21 protein-coding genes, 1 other RNA gene and 1 pseudogene are annotated in these 23,435 nt (G+C 59.1%); 19 read left to right on the top strand and 4 right to left on the bottom strand.

Going from position 1 to position 23,435, the window contains the following annotated elements; translation table 11 throughout:
- Positions 1-17: 17 nt before the first annotated feature.
- The 5 genes and pseudogenes from C2U40_RS26065 to emrD all read left to right on the top strand — a co-directional run bounded on the left by C2U40_RS26065 (position 18) and on the right by emrD (position 5,454).
- On the top strand, positions 18-782 hold the full coding sequence (locus C2U40_RS26065; RefSeq protein WP_146054351.1) for a HEPN/Toprim-associated domain-containing protein: 765 nt from the start codon (positions 18-20) through the stop codon (positions 780-782).
- A 60-nt stretch (positions 783-842) separates the two neighbouring features.
- Complete coding sequence (locus C2U40_RS26060) at positions 843-1,307, top strand: hypothetical protein (protein ID WP_219812534.1); 465 nt, start codon at positions 843-845, stop codon at positions 1,305-1,307.
- Positions 1,308-2,023: 716 nt separating this feature from the next.
- Positions 2,024-3,150: pseudogene (locus C2U40_RS12515) on the top strand (IS3 family transposase).
- A gap of 191 nt (positions 3,151-3,341) precedes the next feature.
- A complete protein-coding gene (locus C2U40_RS12510; RefSeq protein ID WP_029301260.1) occupies positions 3,342-4,004 on the top strand; it encodes a glutathione S-transferase family protein in 663 nt (220 codons plus the stop codon).
- Positions 4,005-4,254: 250 nt separating this feature from the next.
- On the top strand, positions 4,255-5,454 hold the full coding sequence (gene emrD, locus C2U40_RS12505) for a multidrug efflux MFS transporter EmrD (RefSeq protein WP_044799770.1): 1,200 nt from the start codon (positions 4,255-4,257) through the stop codon (positions 5,452-5,454).
- Positions 5,455-5,620: 166 nt separating this feature from the next.
- Here the strand turns inward: emrD and ssrS are convergent.
- Together ssrS and zapA are read right to left on the bottom strand one after the other, a co-directional pair.
- A non-coding RNA gene (gene ssrS, locus C2U40_RS12500) (6S RNA) lies at positions 5,621-5,803 on the bottom strand.
- A 16-nt stretch (positions 5,804-5,819) separates the two neighbouring features.
- On the bottom strand, positions 5,820-6,152 hold the full coding sequence (zapA, locus tag C2U40_RS12495; protein ID WP_146054349.1) for a cell division protein ZapA: 333 nt from the start codon (positions 6,150-6,152) through the stop codon (positions 5,820-5,822).
- 173 nt (positions 6,153-6,325) lie between these two features.
- Between zapA and C2U40_RS12490 the strand changes: the two genes are divergently transcribed.
- From C2U40_RS12490 to gcvP, 6 genes are all read left to right on the top strand, one after another.
- Positions 6,326-6,895, top strand: coding sequence for a UPF0149 family protein (locus tag C2U40_RS12490; RefSeq protein WP_011705605.1), 570 nt, complete (start codon positions 6,326-6,328; stop codon positions 6,893-6,895).
- Between the two features lie 183 nt (positions 6,896-7,078).
- Positions 7,079-8,296 (top strand): 2-octaprenyl-6-methoxyphenyl hydroxylase, encoded by a 1,218-nt coding sequence (gene ubiH / locus C2U40_RS12485; RefSeq protein ID WP_103827202.1) that lies wholly within the window; start codon positions 7,079-7,081, stop codon positions 8,294-8,296.
- An 89-nt stretch (positions 8,297-8,385) separates the two neighbouring features.
- Entirely contained in the window at positions 8,386-9,621 is a 1,236-nt protein-coding gene (locus tag C2U40_RS12480; RefSeq protein ID WP_181014734.1) for an FAD-dependent 2-octaprenylphenol hydroxylase, read from the top strand.
- Between the two features lie 478 nt (positions 9,622-10,099).
- Entirely contained in the window at positions 10,100-11,197 is a 1,098-nt protein-coding gene (gene gcvT / locus C2U40_RS12475; RefSeq protein ID WP_103827201.1) for a glycine cleavage system aminomethyltransferase GcvT, read from the top strand.
- Positions 11,198-11,303: 106 nt separating this feature from the next.
- Positions 11,304-11,693, top strand: a complete 390-nt coding sequence (gene gcvH / locus C2U40_RS12470) for a glycine cleavage system protein GcvH (RefSeq protein WP_010634317.1) — start codon at positions 11,304-11,306, stop codon at positions 11,691-11,693.
- 252 nt (positions 11,694-11,945) lie between these two features.
- Complete coding sequence (gene gcvP / locus C2U40_RS12465) at positions 11,946-14,822, top strand: aminomethyl-transferring glycine dehydrogenase (RefSeq protein ID WP_103827200.1); 2,877 nt, start codon at positions 11,946-11,948, stop codon at positions 14,820-14,822.
- 113 nt (positions 14,823-14,935) lie between these two features.
- On the opposite strand, the gene C2U40_RS12460 is transcribed toward gcvP, so the two are convergent.
- Positions 14,936-16,009 carry a permease gene (locus C2U40_RS12460; RefSeq protein ID WP_103827224.1) on the bottom strand — a complete coding sequence of 358 codons (1,074 nt, stop codon included), beginning with the start codon at positions 16,007-16,009 and terminating at the stop codon, positions 14,936-14,938.
- Between the two features lie 106 nt (positions 16,010-16,115).
- On the opposite strand from C2U40_RS12460, the gene C2U40_RS12455 reads away from it, so the two are divergent.
- The 7 genes from C2U40_RS12455 (at position 16,116) to C2U40_RS12425 (ending at position 21,618) form a co-directional block, all read left to right on the top strand.
- On the top strand, positions 16,116-16,412 hold the full coding sequence (locus C2U40_RS12455; protein ID WP_011705611.1) for an ArsR/SmtB family transcription factor: 297 nt from the start codon (positions 16,116-16,118) through the stop codon (positions 16,410-16,412).
- An 86-nt stretch (positions 16,413-16,498) separates the two neighbouring features.
- On the top strand, positions 16,499-16,867 hold the full coding sequence (locus C2U40_RS12450; RefSeq protein ID WP_043165701.1) for an ArsR/SmtB family transcription factor: 369 nt from the start codon (positions 16,499-16,501) through the stop codon (positions 16,865-16,867).
- Positions 16,868-16,870: 3 nt separating this feature from the next.
- Positions 16,871-17,299, top strand: a complete 429-nt coding sequence (gene arsD / locus C2U40_RS12445; protein WP_103827199.1) for an arsenite efflux transporter metallochaperone ArsD — start codon at positions 16,871-16,873, stop codon at positions 17,297-17,299.
- Positions 17,300-17,367: 68 nt separating this feature from the next.
- Entirely contained in the window at positions 17,368-19,167 is a 1,800-nt protein-coding gene (gene arsA, locus C2U40_RS12440) for an arsenical pump-driving ATPase (RefSeq protein WP_103827198.1), read from the top strand.
- 56 nt (positions 19,168-19,223) lie between these two features.
- A complete protein-coding gene (gene arsB / locus C2U40_RS12435; RefSeq protein ID WP_181014733.1) occupies positions 19,224-20,300 on the top strand; it encodes an ACR3 family arsenite efflux transporter in 1,077 nt (358 codons plus the stop codon).
- On the top strand, positions 20,297-20,728 hold the full coding sequence (arsC, locus tag C2U40_RS12430) for a glutaredoxin-dependent arsenate reductase (protein ID WP_103827197.1): 432 nt from the start codon (positions 20,297-20,299) through the stop codon (positions 20,726-20,728). The genes arsB and arsC overlap by 4 nt, the downstream gene beginning before the upstream one ends.
- 140 nt (positions 20,729-20,868) lie before the next feature.
- Positions 20,869-21,618, top strand: coding sequence for a class I SAM-dependent methyltransferase (locus C2U40_RS12425; protein WP_103827196.1), 750 nt, complete (start codon positions 20,869-20,871; stop codon positions 21,616-21,618).
- Positions 21,619-21,728: 110 nt separating this feature from the next.
- Here the strand turns inward: C2U40_RS12425 and C2U40_RS12420 are convergent, their stop codons facing one another.
- Positions 21,729-21,974: a hypothetical protein gene (locus C2U40_RS12420; protein ID WP_181014738.1), complete on the bottom strand. Its 246-nt coding sequence runs from the start codon at positions 21,972-21,974 to the stop codon at positions 21,729-21,731.
- 165 nt (positions 21,975-22,139) lie between these two features.
- Between C2U40_RS12420 and C2U40_RS12415 the strand changes: the two genes are divergently transcribed.
- A complete protein-coding gene (locus tag C2U40_RS12415) occupies positions 22,140-23,432 on the top strand; it encodes an MFS transporter (protein WP_103827194.1) in 1,293 nt (430 codons plus the stop codon).
- The last annotated feature ends 3 nt before the right edge of the window (positions 23,433-23,435 follow it).

The raw sequence follows: 23,435 nt of genomic DNA, 5'->3' as shown, positions 1-23,435 counted from the left end.
TCATCAAGGGTAGGGTGGTGCCCCAGCTCGTTGAGGCTGCTATGATGGCAGCGTTTAGGAATATAGAGGGTTCGGGAATGAGTAGCTATTCAGAGATAAAAATCAATGGGTATCAACTAATTGATTGGGGAAGCACATACTATGAATGGAATTTTGATAAGTCTGATCGTGAACGAATAATAGCTAAGTCTGATGATGAACGAGATTTTATAGGCTATCGGACAACAGTTGCCACTATACGCCGCCGCTTACATTTAGCAGGTTATGATCGAAAGTCCCTTGAACGTGATTTCAATGAAACTCGCGAACTATGGATACGTGACTTGATTGAAAATTCAAAATGCTACAAGGACGATACAGTAAAGATAAAGAGTGAATTCGATTTATTCATGAAACGTGTAATACCTGGAAAAATTCAAGTGTTACGAAACACGACTGTTGATGATTGGATTGAAAAATTCCCTATAGCATTAGAACGTTTGCATTTGTCTTATGATGAAAACTTTAATGAAGTTGAAGTAGATATTCCTGATGATCCTTTACTTTCATTTATGCTTTCACCACTAGACGGTGTTCATAATCATCTTCATCATGGTTTTGCTGGGGCTTTGTTTCCATGTATGCAAATGGAATCATATGCACTTTTATTACTTGGTATGAGTGATGATGATGACTTATGTGAATTAGATATCACTGACATAGTTCATGGTGGTTGGGTGGATGATTTTGAAGATATAGAGCAAGAACAGGTAGGGGAAACATATTTCTATGATATTTTTTAAAGTTCAACAAAAGAAATTCAAACAATAAAGTACGATGGTTCTACACCAGTTCTTCAACGAATGATATTTTCCAGTATTATCACTGCAATGGAAGCATATCTTTCAGACACAATGAAGAGGAATGTACTAAGTCGTCATGCAATAAAGCGTAGGTTTGTTGAAACATACAAGTCATTCTCTTCAAACGAACTGACAGAGAATCACATATTTAAATATCTCGATGGTCTTGATAAGAAGATAAGGTATTATCTTGATCGTGAGATATCATTTCATGACACTAAGCATATAAAAACATTGTATGAAGGTGTTCTTAATTGTAAGTTACAACAGGATACCTTGGCACTTATCAGAGGTTATGCATCAACTAGACATGATATCATTCACAGAAATGGAAGAGATAGGAATGGGGATGCAGTAGATATATCAATTGAAGATATTGAGCGGTTATTGGATGTTGTTATTGACTTTATAACAGATATAGATAAGCAGATCTTAGATGGCTTACTAGGTACTGGTAATGAATAGAACTAATAACTGATATCACCTGTCAACAATATAGATATGTTAAGTAACAACCTGAAAGGCCCTACTGATCCAGTAGGGCTTTTTTGTACACTCTAACTTCCATGTGTTCCTCTATTTTTTTGCCATGCTTCCATAGCTGTTAGAGAAGGTTTGAACTGTAGTACTGAATTGAACTGTAGAACTGATAGGGGGGGACTAATTTCAAAAAAAGTTCCTACCAATGATACCCCATGTTCTCCACTTTGTGAGCAAATTCCATCCCCAAACTTTTTCACCATTTGATAACTACTATCAACAATAATAGTAAATTCAAAAGTAAATAAAAAAGTTAAAAAGCTTTTTCCCTCCACAATAATAAAATGAAACAGAAATGCAAACACCCAACATGTACAAACACTGTACCCTATAGGACTAAATATTGTATTGAGCACCAGACGAACCAAGCAACAGTACAAAAGTTCAGGCCAGAAGAACACAAGTTTTACAACACTACCAAATGGCAAGCACTATCAAAAAAGATACGGGCAAAGTATCCTATCTGTGAGAAGTGCCAAAAAATTAAGTACTATTGCATGCCATATCTATGAAATCAGATACAGCAACGATAAGAAGTACAGCCTAAGAGAAAAAAACTTAATGGCAGTTTGTCATGGTGAATCGCCCCTACTTTCCTAGACACCTCAAGAGCCTCAAACTGAGGTCATTCAAGAGGTGTTATGAGCAAGCAGCAACGTTACACGGAAGAATTCAAACTGGCCGCCGTCAAGCAGGTGACTGAGTGCCATTACCCAGTGGCAGAGGTCGCTGAGCGACTTGGTGTTTCCAGCCACAGTCTTTACGCCTGGATCAGGCGCTACAGCCAGCCCGACGTGCAGCAACAGCATGACTCCAGCCAGCAAGCCGAGATTCGGCGCCTCAAGGCTGAACTGCGCCGCGTCACCGATGAGCGAGATATCTTAAAAAAGGCCGCCGCGTACTTTGCCAAGCTGTCAGGGTAAGGTACGCCTTCATCCGGGTGCACGCGTCCACACATCCCATCCGCCGACTGTGTCGGATGATGAATGTCCACACGAGCGGTTATTACGCTTGGCAGCACCAGCTTTTATCTTCCCGAGCACTTGAAGACCAACACCTCCTGGGCCAGATCAAACAATGCTGGCTAGAAAGAGGTGGCGTCTATGGTTATCGCAAGATCCGGGACGACCTGCGAGAGATGGGCGAGACCTGTGGGAAACACCGGGTGGCGCGATTAATGCGTCATGAAGGTTTGCGTCCACAAACCGGTTATCGTCGCCGTCCCGGTCATTATGGTGGCTGGCCAACGGTGGTTGCACCGAATCATCTTGAACGCCAGTTCGATGTGACTGAGCCAAATAAGGTCTGGGTAACGGACATCACTTATATTCGAACCCATGAAGGTTGGCTCTATCTGGCCGCGGTATTGGATTTGTTTTCACGACAAGTCATTGGTTGGTCAATGGGGCCACTGATCGACCGAGAGCTGGCCATCAGCGCGTTACTGATGGTGGTGTGGCGACGGCGACCCGAACAGGAAGTGCTGGTTCATTCTGACCAAGGGAGCCAGTTTAGCAGCTATGACTGGCAGGATTTTTTGCGGGAGCACCGGCTCAAGGCCAGCATGAGCGGACGTGGTAATTGCCATGATAACGCGGTGGCGGAGAGTTTCTTCCAACTCCTCAAACGCGAGCGGATCCGACGTAAAACCTATGCGGATCGCGAGGAGGCCCGGTAGGGTGTGTTCGATTACATTGAAATGTTTTACAACCCCAAGCGTCGGCACAGTTTCAACAATGGGCTATCGCCAGTAGAGTGTGAAAAGTAATATTTCGAACGGCTCAAAAGTGTCTAGAGAAGCAGGGGCGATTCAGTTACAACTGACCAGTATTGTGCCGCTTTGCCATGCAGGCATCGGAGCAAATGTCGGTGCGGCATCCGCTCTGTGTCCGTTGTCGTCTCGCATGAGTGAGGCTGTGGCCGTCTCTGCACCAATGTGTGAATCACAAGGAGTTCACGATGATCGATTTTTACACTGCCGCTACGCCCAACGGCTTCAAGGTGGCGATTGCCCTGGAAGAGCTGGGCTTACCCTATCGGGTAATCCCGCTCGATCTGTCGGCGCTGGATCAGAAGAAGCCCGAGTTTCTGGCCATCAACCCCAACGGCCGTATCCCGGCCATCGTCGATCGGGATAATGGTGACTTCGCCGTGTTCGAGTCCGGCGCCATCCTCCTCTATCTGGCGGAGAAGGCGGGCAAGTTGCTGCCGGCAGATCCCAAGCGCCGCTCCCAGGCCATCCAGTGGCTGATGTTCCAGATGGGCGGGGTCGGTCCCATGATGGGGCAGGCCAACGTCTTCTATCGCTACTTCCCGGAGAAGATCCCGGCCGCCATCGAGCGCTACCAGAAGGAGGGGCGTCGGCTGTTCGAGGTGCTCGACAGCCACCTGGCTCATCACGAATATCTGGCCGACGAATACAGCATCGCCGACATCGCCACCTGGCCCTGGGTGCGCATTTATGACTGGAGCGGCATCTCCATCGAGGGGTTGCCCCATCTGCAAGCCTGGATGGACCGGATGGCAGAGAAGCCCGCCTGCCAGAAAGGGATCACCATACCGCCGCGCAACGAGAAGCCGGAGGATCTGGTCAAACAGGCCCAGCAGATGGTAACACGTTGATTTTTATTGCTGACGGGGCTAAAAACCCCGTCACATTAGAAAAACTAGGGAAAGCTGATTATAAAGATTCGTTCGTTTTTCGTGATCTGAATCACTAAGATCACCGCAAGCCTAGGGAGTGTCCTGCTCCCGGCCGGTGCGGGTTCTCCGCCTTGTATTTTCACCTTTGATTGACTCTGTGTTTTTGGATCCCCTCTGCAGGTTTCTGCCAGGGGTGCGGCAGCTTTTTGATGATTTTCGGGACTGAGATATGTATCGGCACAGTTTTTATCCGCTGTTTTTTCTGACCATTTTGATGGTCGCTGTGGGCCAGATGACCCAGACCCTGTATGTGCCCTCCATTCCCATGATGGCGGGGGATTTCAACGTGGCCTCCGGCCAGTTGCAGGCGGTGATGGCCTGTTACCTGATCCCGTACGGGCTCTCCCAGTTTGTTTACGGCCCGCTGTCGGATCGTATCGGCCGTCGCCCCATCCTGCTGATCGGCATGATGGTGTTTCTGGTGGGCACCCTGACCATTCAGTTGATCCCAAGCTTCATGGCGCTGCTGGTGGGCAGCTTCATTCAGGGGCTGGGTACCGGGGCGGGCGGCGCCATGAGCCGGACCGTGATGCGCGATCGCTACAGCGGCGCTGAGCTCAACCGGGCCAACAGCCTGGTGAGCATGGGGGTGATCTTCTCCCCGCTGCTGGCGCCGGTGCTGGGCGGCTGGTTGACCGAGCTGTTCAGCTGGCGTGCCGGGTACTGGTTCCTGTTCGGCTTCGGTGCGGTGACGACTCTGGCACTGCTGGCCTGGTTTGCTGAAACGCTGCCGGCGACCGCGCGCCAACAGCCGCTGCGAGTCGGTGCCGCCTATCGCCACGTGCTCGGCAATCCGCGCTTTCAGGGCAACCTGCTCTGCCTGATGGCGACTTTTGCCGGCCTGGCGGTGTTCGAGGCTGCGGCCGGCGTGCTGCTCGGCGATGTGCTCAAGTTGAGTGCCCGCACCGTCAGCGTGCTGTTCGTACTGCCGCTGCCCGGTTACCTGTTCGGTGCCTGGCTCTCTGCCAAGCTCAGTTTTCGCCTGAGCCAGGGCAAACTGATGCGCCTTGGCATCGTCTTCCTGGCGCTGGGGTCGTTGATCATCCTGTTGCCGGGTCTGTTCGGGGTCGTGAGTGCGGCCTCCCTGGTTGGCGGCGCCGCCGTCTACTTCATCGGCAGCGGCATTCTCTATCCGACCGCTACCTCCTGCGCCATCGAACCCTTCCCGGGTCAGGCGGGCACCGCCGGTGCCATCCTCGGCGGCATGCAGAACCTGGGGGCCGGTATCGTGACGCTGCTGGCAGCCTGCTTCCCGATGGAAGGGCAGGTGACTCTGGGGGCCATCATGACACTGATGGTGCTGATCGTGGCGCTGAGTTTCCTCTGGCTGCGCCATCACGGTTCACCCCATCAACAGATGGCTGTCTGAACCGAGCGCATAAAAAAGACCCGCCCAAGCCGGCGGGTTTTTTATGGGCCGCTTGTGGTGTGACTGGTGCCGCGGGCAGTGTCGAAGGGGGGGCCGCGGCAGGGGAGAGGGATGGCGCAGGAAATAAAGAAAAAGCCCGTCACGTTGGTGACGGGCTTTTTGCTGTTGGTACCCCGGAGATGCCGTTGCCGGTTTGGGCCCTTGAACCGTCGGTTCAAGGCGGGGATCGGATCTGACCGCAGGCTTCTCGGTCGTGCCGAGCATGCGCAATAGCCAGAAGGCAGATCCCCTGTTTGGTATGAATATCGGCTCGGGGACTTGAACCGGCTGACAAACACCCCAGGGAATTTTAAAACGGTGGACGATTAGGGCTGCAGGCCTTCGTCGCTGGATTCGCCATATTGTCCGTGCTCGATCAAGGCCGCTTCGATGGTGCGCTGCAGCATCTTGATCCGCTTGTCCATGGTCTCAGAGTATTGGTGATTTTTCTCTTTTTCAAGGCAGAGCTCATGGCAAAAATTGAGCGCTGCCATCACCGCCAGCTGTTCGTTGCTGGAGACCTTGGAGCGTTGACGCAGCTCGATGAGTTTATCACTCAGCTGGTCGGCGGCCTGGCGCAGGGCATCCTGCTGTCCCAGGGGACAGGATACCTTGTAGGGACGTCCCAAAATGACGATTTCTACGGCCTCTGTGCTCATGCCTTCCTCAATACGGCGGAGCTGATTTCCGCCTTTATCCACGTGGACAACTGGGCGGGACTATATAGCGCAGATGCAGAAGTTTCAAGGCCTTGCTGGCTCTGGAAGGGGGAGAATGCTAGGATCCTGACCATTAATTCTGCATATTTGCCTGAACTTTGAGCGGATCTTCGATGAGCAAAACGAACCCCCTGAAATACGCGGCCGTGGCCGACCTGATGGAGCAGCATGAGCTGATGGCGACGGCTGTAGAGGCCCATGGCGTGATCTGCGGTCTGGTGTGCGGTGGTGTGGCACTGGACGACAAGAGCTGGCTGCCCCATTTCAATGATCTGGTCAACGACGGTTTCGGTCTGCCGGCCCCGGTGCGCCAGGTGATGACCGATCTCTATCACCAGGTGATCGAGAGCCTGATGGCCCAGAAAGGGGTCGAGCTGCTGCTGCCAAGCGACGAAGCGCCGCTTGACGAGCGTATCGACTCGCTGGTGGATTGGTCCCAGGCCTTCTTGGCCGGTTTCGGCGTGGTGCAGCAGGAGCTCTCCAAGGCTTCCGAAGAGCTGCAGGAGATGATCCAGGACATCGCCAGCATCACCCAGGTCTCCGCCGAGTTCGATCAGGAAGATGAAGAGAACGAAGCCTCCTTCCTGGTGCTCTACGAGCATGTGCGCCTCGGGGTGATGATGAGCTTCGAGGAGTTCGGCAAGCGGCCGGATGCCCCGAGCACACCGCCGACCCTGCACTGAGTCGGTTGAACTTGATAAAGAGCGCCTGGTGGCGCTCTTTTTACATCTGGAAGTTGCCTGCGCCGGCCCGCCGTGATGAGGCAAGTGACGACAGATACTGCGCTTTTTTGCCCGTGGCTTCGCATCCCGACCCCACGCTTTGTGTTAGCATGACCCCACGTTTTCAGTCTTTCCCCTCATCTCATGTCTCAATCTGATCTGAACCACGTCGATGTGGCCATCGTCGGTGGTGGAATGAGCGGCGCCGTGCTGGCGCTCTCCCTCGCGGCCCTGCCAGGGCCCAAGCCCCTGCAGATCCTGCTGCTGGAGGCGAGCGCCCCCGAGCTCAATGCGCATCCCGGCTTCGATGCCCGCGCCATCGCGCTCTCCGCCGGCACCTGCGAAGCGCTGGCCCGGCACGGGCTCTGGTCCCGTTTTGCTCCCCATTGCAGCCCCATCAGCCAGATTCATGTGTCGGATCGGGGCCACTTCGGCCAGGCCGGCTTGACGGCGGCGGAGTACGGCCTGCCAGCCCTCGGCCAGGTGATCGAGCTGTCGGCGGCGGGCATTGCGCTGCAGCAGGCGATTGCCGCCTGCCCGCAGATCCGCATGCTGTGTCCGGCCCAGCTCGAGCGCGTGAAGCCATTGGCGGAGGGGGTTAACCTGACCCTGGCCGGTGGCGAGCGTTATCAGACCCGCCTGCTGGTGGCGGCCGATGGCGGCAACTCCTTCGTGCGCAAGCAGTGCAAGCTGGCGGTGAGCCGCCACGACTACGGTCAGAGTGCCATCATCGCCACCGTCAAGACGGCCGAAGACCCGGCCGGGCGGGCTTTCGAGCGTTTCACCCAAGGGGGGCCGCTGGCCCTGCTGCCGATGCAGGGCGGGCTCTCCTCCCTAGTCTGGAGCGTGGCGCGGGATGAGGCGCCGGCCTTGATGGCGCTCGATGACGCTGCGTTTCTGACCCGCCTGCAGCAGGCCTTCGGCTGGCGCCTCGGCCGCTTCCTGCAAACCGGCCAGCGCCACGTCTATCCGCTGGTGCTGACGGTGGCCGACTACCCGCTGGCCCAGCGCACCGTACTGGTGGGCAACGCCGCCCATCTGCTGCATCCCATCGCCGGTCAGGGGTTCAACCTCGGCATGCGCGATCTGGATCTGCTCACTCGGGCGGTGGGCCAGGCGCTGGCGGCGGGGGAGGATATCGGCAGCTTTGAGGTGCTCAGCGGCTACTGGCAGCAGCGCAAGGGGGATCAGGCCCAGACGGTCTGGCTCACCTCTTCGCTGGCCCAGCTCTTCTCCAATGATCATGACCCGCTGGTGGCAGGCCGCAACCTGGCGCTCTCCCTGATGGGGCGGCTGAGCTGCCTCAAGGCGCCGCTGGCCTCCCGCACTCTGGGCTTTGTCGCCGATGTGTGCCGCCCCTGAGGCGAGGTGACGTCATGGGTATTGAACGGGTGCGCCTTCGTGCGTGCCCTCGCTGATCCCGGCGATCAGCCTTGAAAGGATATAGAACGATGCAGATGCAAAACGTGGATGTGGTGATTGTGGGGGGCGGCATGGTGGGCCTGGGGCTCGCCGCCGCGCTCAAGGGAAGTGCGCTCAAGGTCGCGGTGATCGAGGGCCAGCTGCCGGAGCCCGCGCTTGACGAGGCGCCGGACAACCGGGTCAGTGCCCTGAGTCTGGCCAGCCAGCACATCCTGCAGCAGGTAGGCGCCTGGCGCGGGATCGAGGCCCGTCGCCTGCAGCCCTACATGCAGATGGAGGTGTGGGAGCAGGACAGCTTTGGCCGGATCGCCTTTGATGCCGCCAGCCTGCGCCAGCCCGAGCTTGGCCACATCGTCGAGAACCGGGTCATCCAGCTGGCGCTGCTGGAGGCGATTCTCGATGGTGACAACATCCAGCTGCTGAGCCCGGCCCGGGCGAGCAGCCTGCAAAGCGGCGAGGCGGGCTCCCTGCTGCTGCTGGAAGATGGCCGGGCGCTGTCGGCCAAGCTGGTGGTGGCGGCCGATGGCGCCCACTCCTGGGTGCGCCGGCAGGCCGACATCCCGCTCACCAGCTGGGATTACGGCCACCATGCGCTGGTGGCGACGGTGCGCTGTGCCGAGCCTCACGAGGCGGTGGCGCGTCAGATCTTCACCCCCGAGGGGCCGCTCGCCTTCCTGCCCCTGTGGCAACCAGATCTCTGCTCCATCGTCTGGTCGGTGCCAGCGGCCCGTGCCGAGGCGCTCTGTCAGTGCGATGAAGAGCAGTTCAACCGCCAGCTCACCACCGCGTTCGACGGCCGGCTGGGGCTGTGCAAGGTGGCAGGGGCGCGTAGCGCCATCCCGCTCACCGCCCGCTATGCCCGCGACTTTGCCCGCGAGCGGCTGGTACTGGTAGGGGATGCCGCCCACACCATCCACCCGCTGGCGGGGCAGGGGGTCAACCTGGGGCTGCTGGATGCCGCCGCGCTGGCCGAGCAGATCCTGCGCAATCAGGCGGCGGGCAAGGACATCGGCCGGCTCGCCAACCTGCGCGGCTATGAGCGCTGGCGCAAGAGCGAGGCGGCCAGCATGCTGGCGGCGATGGAGGGGCTCAAGCGGCTGTTCGCCGGTGCCAATCCGCTCAAGAAGCTGGTGCGTGGGGCCGGGCTGTGCGCCTTCGATCTGCTGACGCCGCTCAAACAAAGCGTGATCCGGGCCGCCATGGGGTTAGAGGGTGAGTTGCCGGCCTTGGCCAAGGGGAACAATTTGCCGACCCGGCCGAAGTAAGAGGGTGATCCGGACCGCCATGGGGCTGGAAGGCGAGCTGCCCGCCCTGGCCAAGGGTGAAAAAATCTAATAATACCCGGCTGTTTTCACAACAAAACTAATGTGATGAGGCTGATGACCCGGTTTGGGCATCAGCCTTTAATCTGGGCGGTCGGCGAAACGTTTTTCTCTAAATTGTGACGAAACGGTAAAAATCGAAATTTAATATCGCCATTACCGGGTTTGGTCTGTTTTTATCGCTGTTTTTACCTTAGTGTCTGGGGTCTGTTTACTGGCGGTGGATTAGTTTTTTTTGAGCGGTATGCGCGTCCGCTTGGCTTATAATCCGCTGCGTTCAAGGAATCACTCTTGCCCTGCGGGGCCGGAACGAGCACAGACTCAGGCACGTCGCGTGCTGCCACCCAGGTAGATAGCCGGATGGTGGCTGCCGGGCGAGCGATGCGTGAGTGTTGTCGCGAACGCTTAAGGAAACACAGCGATGATCCAGACTACAGTACTGCATCCCAAGCACCTGGAAGCCGGCGCCAAGATGGTGGACTTCCACGGTTGGGAAATGCCCATCAATTACGGCTCACAGCTGGAAGAGCACCATCAGGTGCGCACCGATGCCGGCATGTTCGACGTCTCCCACATGACCATCGTCGATTTGACCGGCGAGCGGGTCAAAGCCTTCCTGCAACACCTGCTGGCCAACGACGTGGCCAAGCTCACCGTCTTCGGCAAGGCCCTCTACAGCGGCATGCTGACCCCGGAAGGCGGTGTCATCGATGACCTCATCACCTATTACCTTGGTGAGACCTTCTACCGCCTGGTGGTCAACTCCGCCACCCGCGAGAAGGATCTGGCCTGGATCCGCCACCACGCCCAGGACTTCGGGGTGACCGTGACCGAGCGTCCCGAGCTCGCCATGATCGCGGTGCAGGGCCCCAACGCCAAGGCCAAGGCGGCCAAGGTGTTCAGCGCCGAGCAAAATGCCGCAGTGAAAGGCATGAAGCCCTTCTTCGGCGTGCAGGCCGGCGAGCTCTTCATCGCCACCACCGGCTACACAGGTGAAGACGGCTACGAGATCGTGGTGCCGCAAGCGCAGGCGTGCGATCTGTGGCAGGCACTGCTGGACAACGGCGTGGCCCCCTGCGGTCTGGGCGCCCGTGACACCCTGCGCCTCGAGGCCGGCATGAACCTCTACGGCCAGGACATGGACGAAACCATCTCTCCCCTTGCCGCCAACATGGCCTGGACCATCGCCTGGGAACCGAGCGATCGCCAGTTCATCGGCCGCGCCGCGCTGGAAGCCCAGAAAGCCGCCGCCAGCCAGCCCAAGCTGGTGGGTCTGGTGATGGAAGAGAAGGGTGTGCTGCGCAGCGGCATGTTGGTCACCTTTACCACCGCCGCTGGAGAAGAGCGGGAAGGTGTGATCACCTCCGGCTCTTTCTCGCCCACTCTGGGGTACAGTATTGCCCTGGCGCGGGTGCCCCGTGATATCGGCGAACAGGCCTCGGTGGAGATCCGCAAGAAGCTGGTCACAGTGAAAGTGACCAAGCCGGCTTTCGTGCGCAACGGCCAGAAGCTGGTGTAACGACCCCATTGCGGCGAAGGGGCTGCCCTTCGCCAGACCCCCTTGCCCCGGCAACGTCTGTCGAACGCGCCGGGACAAGTGATCCAAGTGAATAAAGGAAGCACAAATGAGCCATATCCCGAGCGAACTGAAATATGCCACCTCCCACGAGTGGATCCGTGTCGAAGCCAACGGCGAGGCCGTGGTCGGCATCACCGAGCACGCCCAGGAGCTGCTGGGTGACATGGTGTTTGTCGATCTGCCGGAAGTGGGCAAACAGGTCGGTGCCGGTGATGACTGCGCCGTGGCCGAGTCGGTCAAGGCCGCCTCTGACATCTACAGCCCGGTGAGCGGCGAGATCCTGGCCGTCAACGAAGAGCTGGAAGGCAGCCCCGAGCTGGTCAACTCCGACCCCTACGGTGCCGGCTGGCTGTTCCGCATCAAGCTGGACGACGCGGGCGAGCTCGCCAACCTGCTGGATGCCGAAGGCTACCAGAACGTGGTGGACGAAGAGTAATGCCCCCGGGCCCTGCCAATGCGCAGGGCCCGCTTGTATAGGTGCCCGTCGGCCTGGAGGCCGACCGGCGAGGGTGAAGTCGTCCGCACCGGTTTGCCTGCGGCCAACCGGTCAGCCGCAAGACGACCCCCTGTCGCTATGAGCGACATCCGGTGCCGGCAGGGGCCACCCTGCCAGCCGAACATGAGTGAAGCCGGCCGAGGCTGGCTGTCAGGCACTTAGTTATCAGGACTTTTTATCAGGAATAGGGAAATGACCCAGTCACTGTTTGAACTCGAGCAAAAAACCGATTTCATCCGCCGCCACATCGGGCCGGGTGAGGAAGATCTGCGCGCCCTGCTGGCCGTGGTGGGCGCCGAGAGCCTGGATGATCTGATTGAGCAGACCGTCCCCGCCGCCATTCGCCGACCGGGTCCGCTCGGCATCGGCGCCTCCATGACCGAGGTGGAAGCGCTGGCCAAGCTCAAGGGCTATGCGGCCCAGAACAAGGTCGCCAAGAGCTACATCGGCATGGGTTATCACGATACCCATGTGCCCCACGTCATCTTGCGCAACGTGCTGGAAAATCCGGGCTGGTATACCGCCTACACCCCGTACCAGCCCGAGCTGGCGCAGGGCCGTCTCGAAGCCCTGCTCAACTTCCAGCAGCTGACCCTGGACTTGACCGGCATGGATCTGGCCAGTGCCTCCCTGCTGGATGAGGCGACCGCCGCCGCCGAGGCGATGGCACTGGCCAAGCGGATGGCCAAGTCCAAGTCCAACCTCTTCTTCGTGGCCGAGGACGTGCACCCGCAGGTGATCGACGTGGTCAAGGAGCGGGCGGTCCACTTCGGTTTTGACGTGGCCGTCGGCCCGGCCGCACAGGCCTGCGCCGAAGAGGTGTTCGGTGCCCTGTTCCAGTACCCCACCACCACGGGTGAAGTGAAAGATCTGCGGGAGCTTATCGCTGCCGTACAAGCCCAGAAAGGGCTGGCCTGCGTCAGCGCCGACCAGCTCTCCCTGCTGCTGCTCAAATCCCCTGGCGAGCTGGGTGCCGACGTGGTGTTGGGTTCGGCCCAGCGCTTCGGCGTGCCCATGGGCTACGGTGGCCCGCACGCCGCCTTCTTCGCCACCCGCGATGCCTACAAGCGCTCCATGCCGGGCCGCATCATAGGCGTCTCCAAGGATGCCCGTGGCAAGGCCGCGCTGCGCATGGCGATGCAGACCCGCGAGCAGCACATCCGCCGCGAGAAAGCCAACTCCAACATCTGTACTGCTCAGGTGCTGCTGGCCAACATGGCGAGCTTCTACGCCGTCTACCACGGCCCGGTGGGACTGAAAACCATCGCCTCCCGCGTGCACCGTCTGACCACCATTCTGGCGCTCGGCCTCAAGGCCAAGGGCGTGGCCCTCAAGCACACCAGCTGGTTCGATACCCTGACCGTGCTGACCACGGGCAAATCAGAGCTGATCGCCAAGGCCGAGGGGCTCGGCATCAACCTGCGCGCGGATCTGGACGGTGCGGTGGGTGTGTCGCTCTCCGAAACCACCACCCGTGGCGATGTGGCCGAGTTGTTCGAACTGTTCCTGGGGGCAGGCCACGGCCTGGACATCGAGGCTCTCGACCAGGCGGCCCAGGCCCATCACGCCATCCCGCAGGATCTGCTGCGCACCGACGCCGTGCTGACCCACGAGGTGTTCAACAAGTACCACTCCGAGACCGAGATGCTGCGCTACATCCACCGTCTCGAAGCCAAGGATCTGGCCCTCAACTACGCCATGATCTCCCTGGGCTCCTGCACCATGAAGCTCAACGCCACCGCCGAGATGATCCCGGTGACCTGGCCCGAGTTCGGCAAGCTGCACCCGTTCGCCCCGCTGGCCCAGGCCAAGGGTTATCAGCTGCTGCTGGCCGATCTTGAAAACTGGCTGGTGAAGGTGACCGGTTACGATGCGGTCTGCATGCAGCCCAACTCCGGTGCCCAGGGCGAATACGCCGGTCTGCTGGCCATCAAGAAGTACCACGAGTCCCGTGGCGAGGGGCATCGCGATATCTGCCTCATTCCGGCGTCCGCGCACGGTACCAACCCGGCTTCCGCCCAGATGGCGGGCCTGCGGGTCATCGTCACCGCCTGTGACAAGTCGGGCAACGTGGATCTGGACGATCTGCGCGCCAAGGCCGCCGAGGCGGGGGAGAAGCTTAGCTGTCTGATGGTGACCTACCCCTCCACCCACGGGGTGTACGAGGAGACCATCAAGGAGGTGTGCGACATCGTTCACCAGCACGGTGGTCAGGTCTATCTGGACGGCGCCAACATGAACGCCCAGGTGGGCCTCACTGCTCCGGGCTTTATCGGGGCGGACGTATCCCACCTCAACCTGCACAAGACCTTCGCCATTCCTCACGGCGGTGGCGGCCCGGGCATGGGCCCCATCGGCGTGAAGAAACACCTGGCGCCGTTCGTGGCCGGTCACGCCGTGGTCAAGACCGACAAGGAGAGCCGCAACAACGGCGCCGTGTCGGCGGCACCGTTCGGCTCGGCCAGCATCCTGCCCATCAGCTGGATGTACATCGCCATGCTGGGGGACGAGGGGCTGAAGAAATCCACCCAGGTGGCCATCCTCAACGCCAACTACCTGGCCAAGAAGCTGGGTGAATCCTTCCCCGTGCTCTATTCCGGCCGCAACGGTCGGGTGGCTCACGAGTGCATCCTGGATATCCGCCCGCTCAAAGAAGCCTCTGGCATCAGCGAGATGGACGTGGCCAAGCGGTTGATGGACTACGGCTTCCACGCGCCGACCATGAGCTTCCCGGTAGCGGGTACCCTGATGGTCGAGCCGACCGAGTCGGAATCCAAGCGCGAGCTGGACCGCTTCGTCGAGGCGATGACCGCCATTCGCGCCGAGATTGCCAAGGTGCAGGACGGGCAGTGGAGTCTCACCGACAACCCGCTGGTCCATGCGCCGCACACCCAGGATGACGTGATGGACGCTGAGTGGTCCCGTGGTTACAGCCGCGCCGAAGCGGTGTTCCCGTCGGACGCCGTGCGCGCCGCCAAGCTGTGGCCATCGGTCAACCGTATCGACGACGTCTACGGCGATCGCAACCTGTTCTGCTCCTGCATCCCGACCGAGGATTACGCCAAGTAAGTGGCTCACTGATCACGGCCATTCAAGTTGGAAACCAACAATGCCCTGCAATTGCAGGGCATTTTCTTTTGTGTCGCGGATAGCGGTTGTGAGCGATTGAGTGCTGGGGCGGTTTAGAGAAGCCACTGTGTCAGGTAACCCATCATGACGGCCATCCCCAGTATGACGGTCAGGAACGCCGCAACCATCGGGGTTCTGAACATCGATTTGAGCAGGATCACCTCGGTCAGGCTGGCCCCCGCACTACCGATAATCAGCGCCATCACGGCCCCCATGCCCATTCCTTTGCCCTGCAATACCGATGCCAACGGGATAACGGCTTCTGCCCGGATATAGAGCGGAATACCCACAACTGCGCTGAACGGGATCGCCAGCGGGTTGTCTGCCCCGGCGTGGGCCGCTATCCATTCGGCGGGGATGAAGCCGTAGATAAATGACCCTATTAGCACCCCCAGCAACAAGTAAGGAAGCACGTCTTTGAATTGCTGCCAGGCATCGAGACGCGCTTTGGCGAAGGCAGTGGAAATGACTGGGGCCTGAGTCAGTGCCGCAGTGTCATCTGCGCAGCAAGAGAGAGTTGATGCGGCCTCATCGGGTTGTACGGTACAGCAGGATGTCTGAGCCTTTAGCGGTTTGATGGACTTGATTGCATTGCTTGAGCAGCAAGCTGTTGCGCTCACACTGGCAGGTTCTTGTGTCGTGGTGTTACAACCTATGCCGCAGCTACTTTGCTTGGCCTCTTTGGGGTCAATGACATGACGCTCAAACCCCAGCATGTCCAGCAGCATACTCGCCAGCACAGAAACGCCTGCAGCAATCACGGCATACGAGACTGTCACTTTCCAGCCGAAGGTGGCCCACATCAGGCCAACGATGATGGGGTTGAGCAGCGGTGAGACAAACAGGAAGGTCAGGGTTGGCCCAAAACCGGCTTTGGCAGACAAGAGTCCGCGCAGCATAGGGATGGTTGAGCAACTGCAAAAAGGGGTCAAGGCGCCAAGTGCTGCTGAAATAAAATAGCCTCTGCCTTTTCGTGCCCCCAGCATGGCCTGGATCTTGGTGTCAGGTATCTTCTGGCGGATCAAGCTGACCCCGGCACTGATCACCAGGAACAGCACAGAAAGCTCGAAGGCCAGGAACAAAAACATCTGAGATGCATCTGTCAGCATGGTTAACCAGTCATTCATCTTCATGTCCTGTTTGATTTACTATATTTCCAAAATAATCGAATCATTGGGGTGGTCAAGATATTTCTGGTATTATCGAAATATGTGTCATCGAGAGGAGTGAGCTATGCAATTGGAAGAGGTTGCCAAGGCATTGAAAGAGCTGGGTCATCCGACTCGTTTGTTCATTTTCAAGCATTTGGTCAAAGCGGGGGAGCAAGGCTTGCCTGTTGGAGACTTGCAAAAGCAGCTCGCGATTCCCGCATCGACCCTAAGCCACCACATTGCCGCGCTGGTCTCGGTTGGTCTGGTCAAACAGAATCGGGAGAGTCGTACCCTGTTGTGCGTCTCTCAATACGACGTGCTGGAAGAGATCATCGCGTTTTTCCGTGAAGAGTGTTGCGTAAATGGCCGCTCAACCTGAACAGATTCACAGCAGTACCAAGCCGCCTTGATCACTTCAACTATTCTTGTATAGTTGTAATGATGGGATGATTGATAGAGGTTCAAATGAATAAAGATATTGCTACTAAAGTCTTCGAGTCTCTGTCGTCCGGCATCCGCCTCGATGTATGGCGCCTGTTGGTCAAGGCCGGGCTGGAAGGGCAAGTTGCCGGCCAGTTGGCCAGCGAGCTCGACATTGCTCCTAACACGCTTTCATTTCATCTGAAAGCCATGCTGCATGCGGGCTTGCTCTCGGTGGAGCAGGAGGGGCGCTTTTTACGCTATCGCGCCAACATTCCCCTGATGCTCGAGTTGATCGGTTATCTCACCGAAGAGTGCTGTGCCGGTCACCCGGAAGCCTGCGGGGTGATGAGGGCTGAGTCTGGCTGCTCACCCCATGTATTGCCTGCGCAGCCATGCTGCAATAAGGAGTAGACCATGAGATTGATACAAGTTTTTGACCCGGCCCTGTGCTGCTCCAGCGGCGTCTGTGGCACAGACATTGACCAAAATCTGGTGATCTTCGCTGGCGATGCCGAGTGGCTCAAGCAGCAGGGGGGATCTCTATATCGCTTCAATTTGGCGCAACAACCCCTGGTCTTTGCTGAAACCCCGGCGGTGGCTTCTTTCCTGGAACTGTCCGGTGAAGAAGGATTGCCGGTGACGCTGGTGGATGGTCAGGTGGTACTCACCGGTCGCTATCCCAGCCGCGCTGAACTGCTCCGCTATGCAGGGCTGGGGTTGCCGAAAGCACCAGAAAGTGATGGTGCCGAAGTTGAACAGCCAGCAGCCGAGCCCAACAAAGCCGGTGCCATCAAAGGGATCGTCAAGAGTGGATGCTGCTCCGGCAGCAGTGGTTGCTGCTAGGCGCCATCGCCAGGTTGGCAAGTTCTCTGTTCGGTCAATTGCCTCGTTCTTCCTGATAGGAGTCTCTCATGTCCCCGTTGCTGAACTACTCGTTTCTCAATGATGCGCCCCCCTTTCTCTTTTTCACCGGCAAGGGTGGGGTGGGTAAAACATCGCTGGCATGTGCCAGTGCGGTTGCCTTGTGTGACAGTGGCAAACGGGTACTGCTGGTCAGCACGGATCCGGCTTCAAACGTAGGACAAGTGTTCGACACCCAAATAGGCAACAGCATTACCGTCATCGTGGCAGTCAGTGGGTTATCAGCACTGGAAATTGACCCGCAAGCTGCCGCGCAAGCCTATCGCGAACGTATCGTTGGCCCGGTGCGCGGCAAGCTGCCCGAGAGCGTGGTACGCAGCATTGAAGAACAGCTTTCCGGTGCCTGCACCACGGAGATCGCCGCCTTTGACGAATTCACCGCGCTCTTGACCGACAGCTGCCTGGTGGGGGAATACGATCATATCGTGTTCGACACGGCGCCGACCGGCCACACCATCCGTCTGTTGCAACTGCCGGGAGCATGGAGCGAATTTCTGGCGCAGGGCAAGGGCGATGCTTCCTGTCTGGGGCCGTTGGCCGGGCTGGAAAAACAGCGCAGCCAATACGCAGAGGCTGTTGCGGCCCTTGCCGATGCCGGAAAAACCCGGCTTATTCTGGTTGCCCGGGCGCAAGCCTCGACCTTGCGGGAAGTGGCGCGTACCCATGACGAACTGGCCGCCATCGGTCTTGCCAATCAGCAGCTGGTCATCAATGGAATCTTCCCGCAGAGCGAGCTGGCGGATGATCCCTTGGCGACTGCCGTATGGCAACGTGAACAGCAGGCGATGGCTGATATGCCAGCGCTGCTGGCAAGTTTGCCACAAGACAGAGTGCCGCTGTTGGCGACCAACCTGGTGGGCGTGGACAGCCTGCGCCAGTTACTCGGTGCAAGCCCCGTCAGTGGGGTTAATGAGAGCGAATGCACTGCCGCCGAGTCATGCAACCAGCAACACCCCGGATTGAAGCAACTGGTCGATGAGCTTGCTACTGATAGTCACGGGCTCATCATGCTGATGGGCAAGGGTGGGGTGGGTAAAACGACCCTGGCAGCAGCAGTGGCCGTTGAGCTCGCCAGCCGGGATCTGCCGGTTCACCTGACTACCTCAGATCCCGCAGCCCATCTGGGAGAGACCCTGGCTGGAGCCTTGCCTAGCCTGGAGGTCAGCCGTATCGATCCTCACGCCGAGACCGAGCGTTATCGTGCCCAGGTGCTGGCCACCAAGGGGGCGAGTCTGGATGCCCAGGGCCGCGCCCTGCTGGAAGAAGATTTGCGCTCCCCCTGCACCGAAGAGATCGCCGTGTTTCAGGCCTTCTCGCGGATCATTCGCGAGGCTGGCAAGCGATTCGTGGTGATGGATACCGCCCCCACTGGCCACACCCTGCTGCTGCTCGATGCGACCGGTGCCTATCACCGGGAAATTGCCCGTCAGATGGGGGGCAAGGGGCTGCACTTCACCACCCCCATGATGCAGTTGCAAGACCCGAAACAGACCAAGGTGATGATCGTCACCCTGCCCGAGCCCACCCCGGTACAGGAGGCGACCAACTTGCAAGCCGACTTGCGCCGCGCCGGTATCGAGCCCTGGGCTTGGGTGGTCAATCACATGTTGGCCCCGACCAGTGTCACCTCGCCACTATTGGCCCAGCGAGCGTATCGCCAGCAGCCCCATATCGACGCGGTCAAGCAGGAACATGCGAAGCGTTATGCCGTGGTGCCCCTGCAGGCTGTCGAGCCGGTGGGGGTGAAAGCGCTGCAAGATTTATGTCACCCCATCCACAAGTCGGGGTAAGTGCATCAGGCCCCTCTAGCCTTAATTCTGATTTACCTCATATACGGAGTCTTTTGATGAATACCAGTATTTGCTGCGATCTGCCCGTCAGCAAAAAAATGCGTTTTCTAGACCGCAATCTGACCCTCTGGATCTTCGTCGCCATGGGCATCGGGGTCGGGATTGGCTATCTGTTCCCTCAAGTTGCCCAGTGGAACGAGGCGATGTTGGTCGGGACTACCAATATCCCGCTGGCCATTGGCCTGATCCTGATGATGTACCCACCGCTGGCCAAGGTGAATTACGCCACCATGGGGGCCATGACCCGGGATCGCCGCGCCATCACCCTTTCGCTGGTGATGAACTGGCTGGTCGGCCCCATCTTGATGTTCGTCATCGCGCTGGTGTTTTTGCACGATCAGCCGGGCTATATGGTGGGGCTCATCCTGATCGGGTTGGCACGCTGCATCGCCATGGTGCTGGTGTGGAACGATCTCGGCGGCGGCAGCAAGGAGTACGGCGCCGGCCTGGTGGCGCTCAACAGCGCGTTCCAGATCCTCACCTACAGCTTCATGGCCTGGTTGTTTATTACCGTGCTGCCGCCGCTGTTTGGCCTGCAGGGCTTTGCGGTGGATATCACCATGCTGGATATCGCGCAAAGCGTGCTGATCTATCTTGGCATTCCCTTCCTCGCAGGCTTCCTGAGCCGTCACTATCTGGTCAAGGCTAAAGGGGAGAAGTGGTACACCGAGCGTTTTATTCCGGCAATTTCCCCCATCACGCTTATCGCGCTGCTGCTCACTATCGTGCTGATGTTCAGCCTCAAGGGGGAGATGATCATCGAACTGCCGATGGATGTGCTGCGGGTCGCTGTACCCTTGGTGGTCTACTTCGTGCTGATGTTCTTCACCAGCTTCCTGGTTGGCAAGAAACTGGGCATCCCCTATGACAAGAATGCCTCCATCGCCTTTACCGCCACTGGCAACAACTTCGAGCTGGCCATTGCCGTCGCCATCGCGGTGTTCGGGCTGAGCTCGGATCAGGCCTTTGCCGGGGTGATCGGCCCGCTGGTGGAGGTGCCCGTACTGATCGCCCTGGTCAATGTCGCCCTGCGCATGAAGCGCTCTTATATCAACCCAGAGAACCCATTATGAATGACGCCCAGATCACCATCTACCACAACCCGGCCTGCGGCACTTCCCGCAATACGCTGGCGCTTATCCGCAACTCAGGCGTTGAGCCGACCGTCATCCACTATCTGGAGACACCGCCCAGTCGCGACACCCTGTTGGCCTTGATTGCCGCCATGGGTATGCCGGTTCGCGACCTGCTGCGCCAGAACGTGCCTCCCTATGAGGCGCTGGGACTGGCCGAGAACAAGTTCAGCGATGATGAACTGGTCGATGCCATGCTGGCGCACCCCATCCTGATCAACCGTCCCATCGTGGTGACCCCGCTTGGCACCAAGCTTTGCCGCCCGTCAGAAGTGGTACTGGATATTCTGCCGAGCTCCCAGCAAGGAACCTTCAGCAAGGAAGATGGGGAGCTTGTGGTGGATGCACAAGGCAGGCGCATCGGCTGACTCCGGCACTCAGGTGCGTGGCGATGATGTTGGATCTCCATGACAGGGCGATTGCCTTGCCAGTTGCGTTCGGGGCAGGATGAGGGGCGGGGCGATTGACTCGGCCCTGATCCCGCACTGATTCAGCACAAGGAGTGGCAATGGACAGTACCCAGCGATTCTCGACCCGGGTCGAGGCCTATGTGAAATATCGGCCAAGTTATCCTGCCGCCATGCTCGATTTTCTGACCAGCGAGTTGGCCATGGGGCCGACTGCCCGGGTGGCCGATATCGGGGCCGGTACCGGCATCCTGACCGCGCTGTTGGCCCCCCGGGTGGAGCGGGTCTGGGCGGTCGAGCCAAATGCGGAGATGCGCGGGGCGGCCCGGCACCAGCTGCAGGCAGTGGCCAATGTCGAGTGGCAGGATGGCAGTGCCGAAGCCACCGGTCTGGCAGACGGGTCGGTGGATCTGGTGACGGTGGCGCAGGCGTTTCACTGGTTTGATCGCGCCGCCTTCAAGCAGGAGTGCCGGCGGCTGCTCAGACCCGGTGGCCGGGTCGCCCTCATCTGGAACGACCGGCTGACCGACACCCCATTTCTCAAGGCTTATGAGGCGGGGCTGCACACCTATTCGGGGGATTACGAGGAGGTCAATCATCGCAATCTGGGCGAAGGGGATTTTCAGGCCTTCTTCGAGGGGGAGTACCGGCTCGATCGTTTCGCCAACCGCCAGCTGTTCGATCTCGACGGGGTGCTGGGGCGGCTCAACTCCTCTTCCTATGCCCCGGTGGCCGGCTCGCAAGCCCATGCTGCGCTGACGGCGCTGATCGCCCGGGAATTTGCCCGCCATGCGGTCGATGGCGTGATTGCCTTCAACTACGACACCCTGCTCTACAGCGGCCGGGTGTAGCAGTCGGGGGTAGCAGGGGCCCAGATAAACAGCGGGCCCTTGCCACCGGTGGCGAGGGCCCGCAAGGGCATGGCTGATCCTGTTCGCAGCGGTGGGCTGTGGTGCCTGCGCTAACTCTTGTTCAACCCCAGCATGGCCATCGCCTTGGCCAGAGTATCGACGGACTCCTGATGCTTGCCCGCCTTGTGCAGGACCTCCCCCTCGGCGCGCAGCTTCTTCACCTCGGCCAGTTTGTCGGCGCTGAGGGCGGGTTTGGCGGCGAGGGCATCATCGATCTTCTTCATGTCGGTGGGGCAGTGAAAGGCGAGGGCGCTGCCGGTAAAGAGCAGGCTGGCCAAAAGCAGGGCTGGTTTCATGTCGGCTGTCTCCACTGTGATGGCCATGATGGGACGCTCCATCATGGGATACCCAGCAAGCATAGCCCGCGGTCCACACCCTGGCGGCGGCTCGGGTTGAAGTGGGCGGGAAGCAGACGGTACCATGGTGGTTTTGCTCACGATTGAGCCAATCAGGGAGACCCCATGACACTCGCAAGGTTCCTCTCACCCCTGACCAGTCTGGTGATCTTCATTCTGGGCCACGGCATGTTCAACACCCTGCTGACGGTGCGCCTGTCTGCCGAACAGGTATCGGCCCAGGCCATCGGCCTGGTATCGGCCGCCTACTTCGGCGGTCTGGTGCTGGGGGCCTTCGTCAACGCCCGCCTCATCATCCGGGTGGGTCACATCCGGGCCTATGCGGCCTACGCTTCCCTGCTCTGCTTTCTGTTTCTGCTGCACGGCATGGTGGTGGAGCCGCTGAGCTGGGCGGCGCTGCGGCTGGTGGGGGGCTTTGCCACCGGCGGTCTGTTCGTGGTGCTGGAGTCCTGGATGCTGGTCTCCAGCACGCCGGCCAACCGGGGCCGGCTGATGTCCCTCTACATGATCCTGCTCTACGGCTCTCTGGCCATGGGGCAACTGCTGCTCAAGTGGGTGGACCCCATGGTGCTGACCCCGTTCGCCCTGTGCGCCATGGCGGCGACCCTGTCGGTGATCCCGCTGGCGATTTCCCGGGTAGCGACCCCGGCCATGGTGGCGCCCCAACCGGTCGGCGTGCTGGAGCTGGTTCGGCTCACCCCGGCGGGGATGGGCAGCAGTTTTACCTCCGGCCTCATCCTCGGGGCCATCTACGGCCTGTTGCCGCTCTATTTTACCGACAGCGGTTCGTCGCTCTCCAAGGTGGCGGACATGATGGCGCTGGTGATCCTGGGGGGCATGTGCCTGCAGTACCCCATCGGTCGTCTCTCCGATCGCTACGACAGGCGGCTGGTGATCCTGCTGCTCGGCGCCGTGCTGGCGCTGCTGGCCCTGTTGATGGTGCTGCTGCCCGCCGACTGGCGCGAGCCGCTGATGGGGGGCCTGGTGTTCCTGCTGGGCGGCATGGCGTTCTCCATCTACCCCTTGAGCCTCAGCCACGCCTGCGACGAGCTGCGCCCGGATCAGGTGCTGGGGGCCAATCAGGGGTTGCTGCTCGCCTACAGCCTGGGCGCCATGACCGGGCCACTGCTGGCGCCTTTTGTCATGACGCAGTTCGGGCCAGAGGGGCTGTTCGTCTACTTCGCCCTCTGTGGCCTGCTGCTGACAGGGTATCTCGGCTGGCGCAAGCGGCAACGAGCGCCCATTCCGCTGGCCGATCACCAGGTGTTCATCCCGGTGCCGCCCAATACCCCCATGACGGCGGAGCTGGAGCCGAGAACGGATCTGGCAGGGGAGGCGGTGCCCGCCAGCTATGCCACACCCGGATCGGATGAGGGCCAGCAGTCAAAGGCCGGCTGAGTC

Origin of the sequence: Aeromonas sp. ASNIH4 (assembly GCF_002934425.1) — a bacterium.
Taxonomy (GTDB): Bacteria; Pseudomonadota; Gammaproteobacteria; order Enterobacterales; family Aeromonadaceae; genus Aeromonas; species Aeromonas hydrophila.
The sequence above is the reverse complement of the archived record's forward strand: the minus strand, read 5'-3'. Positions and strand labels throughout refer to the sequence as shown.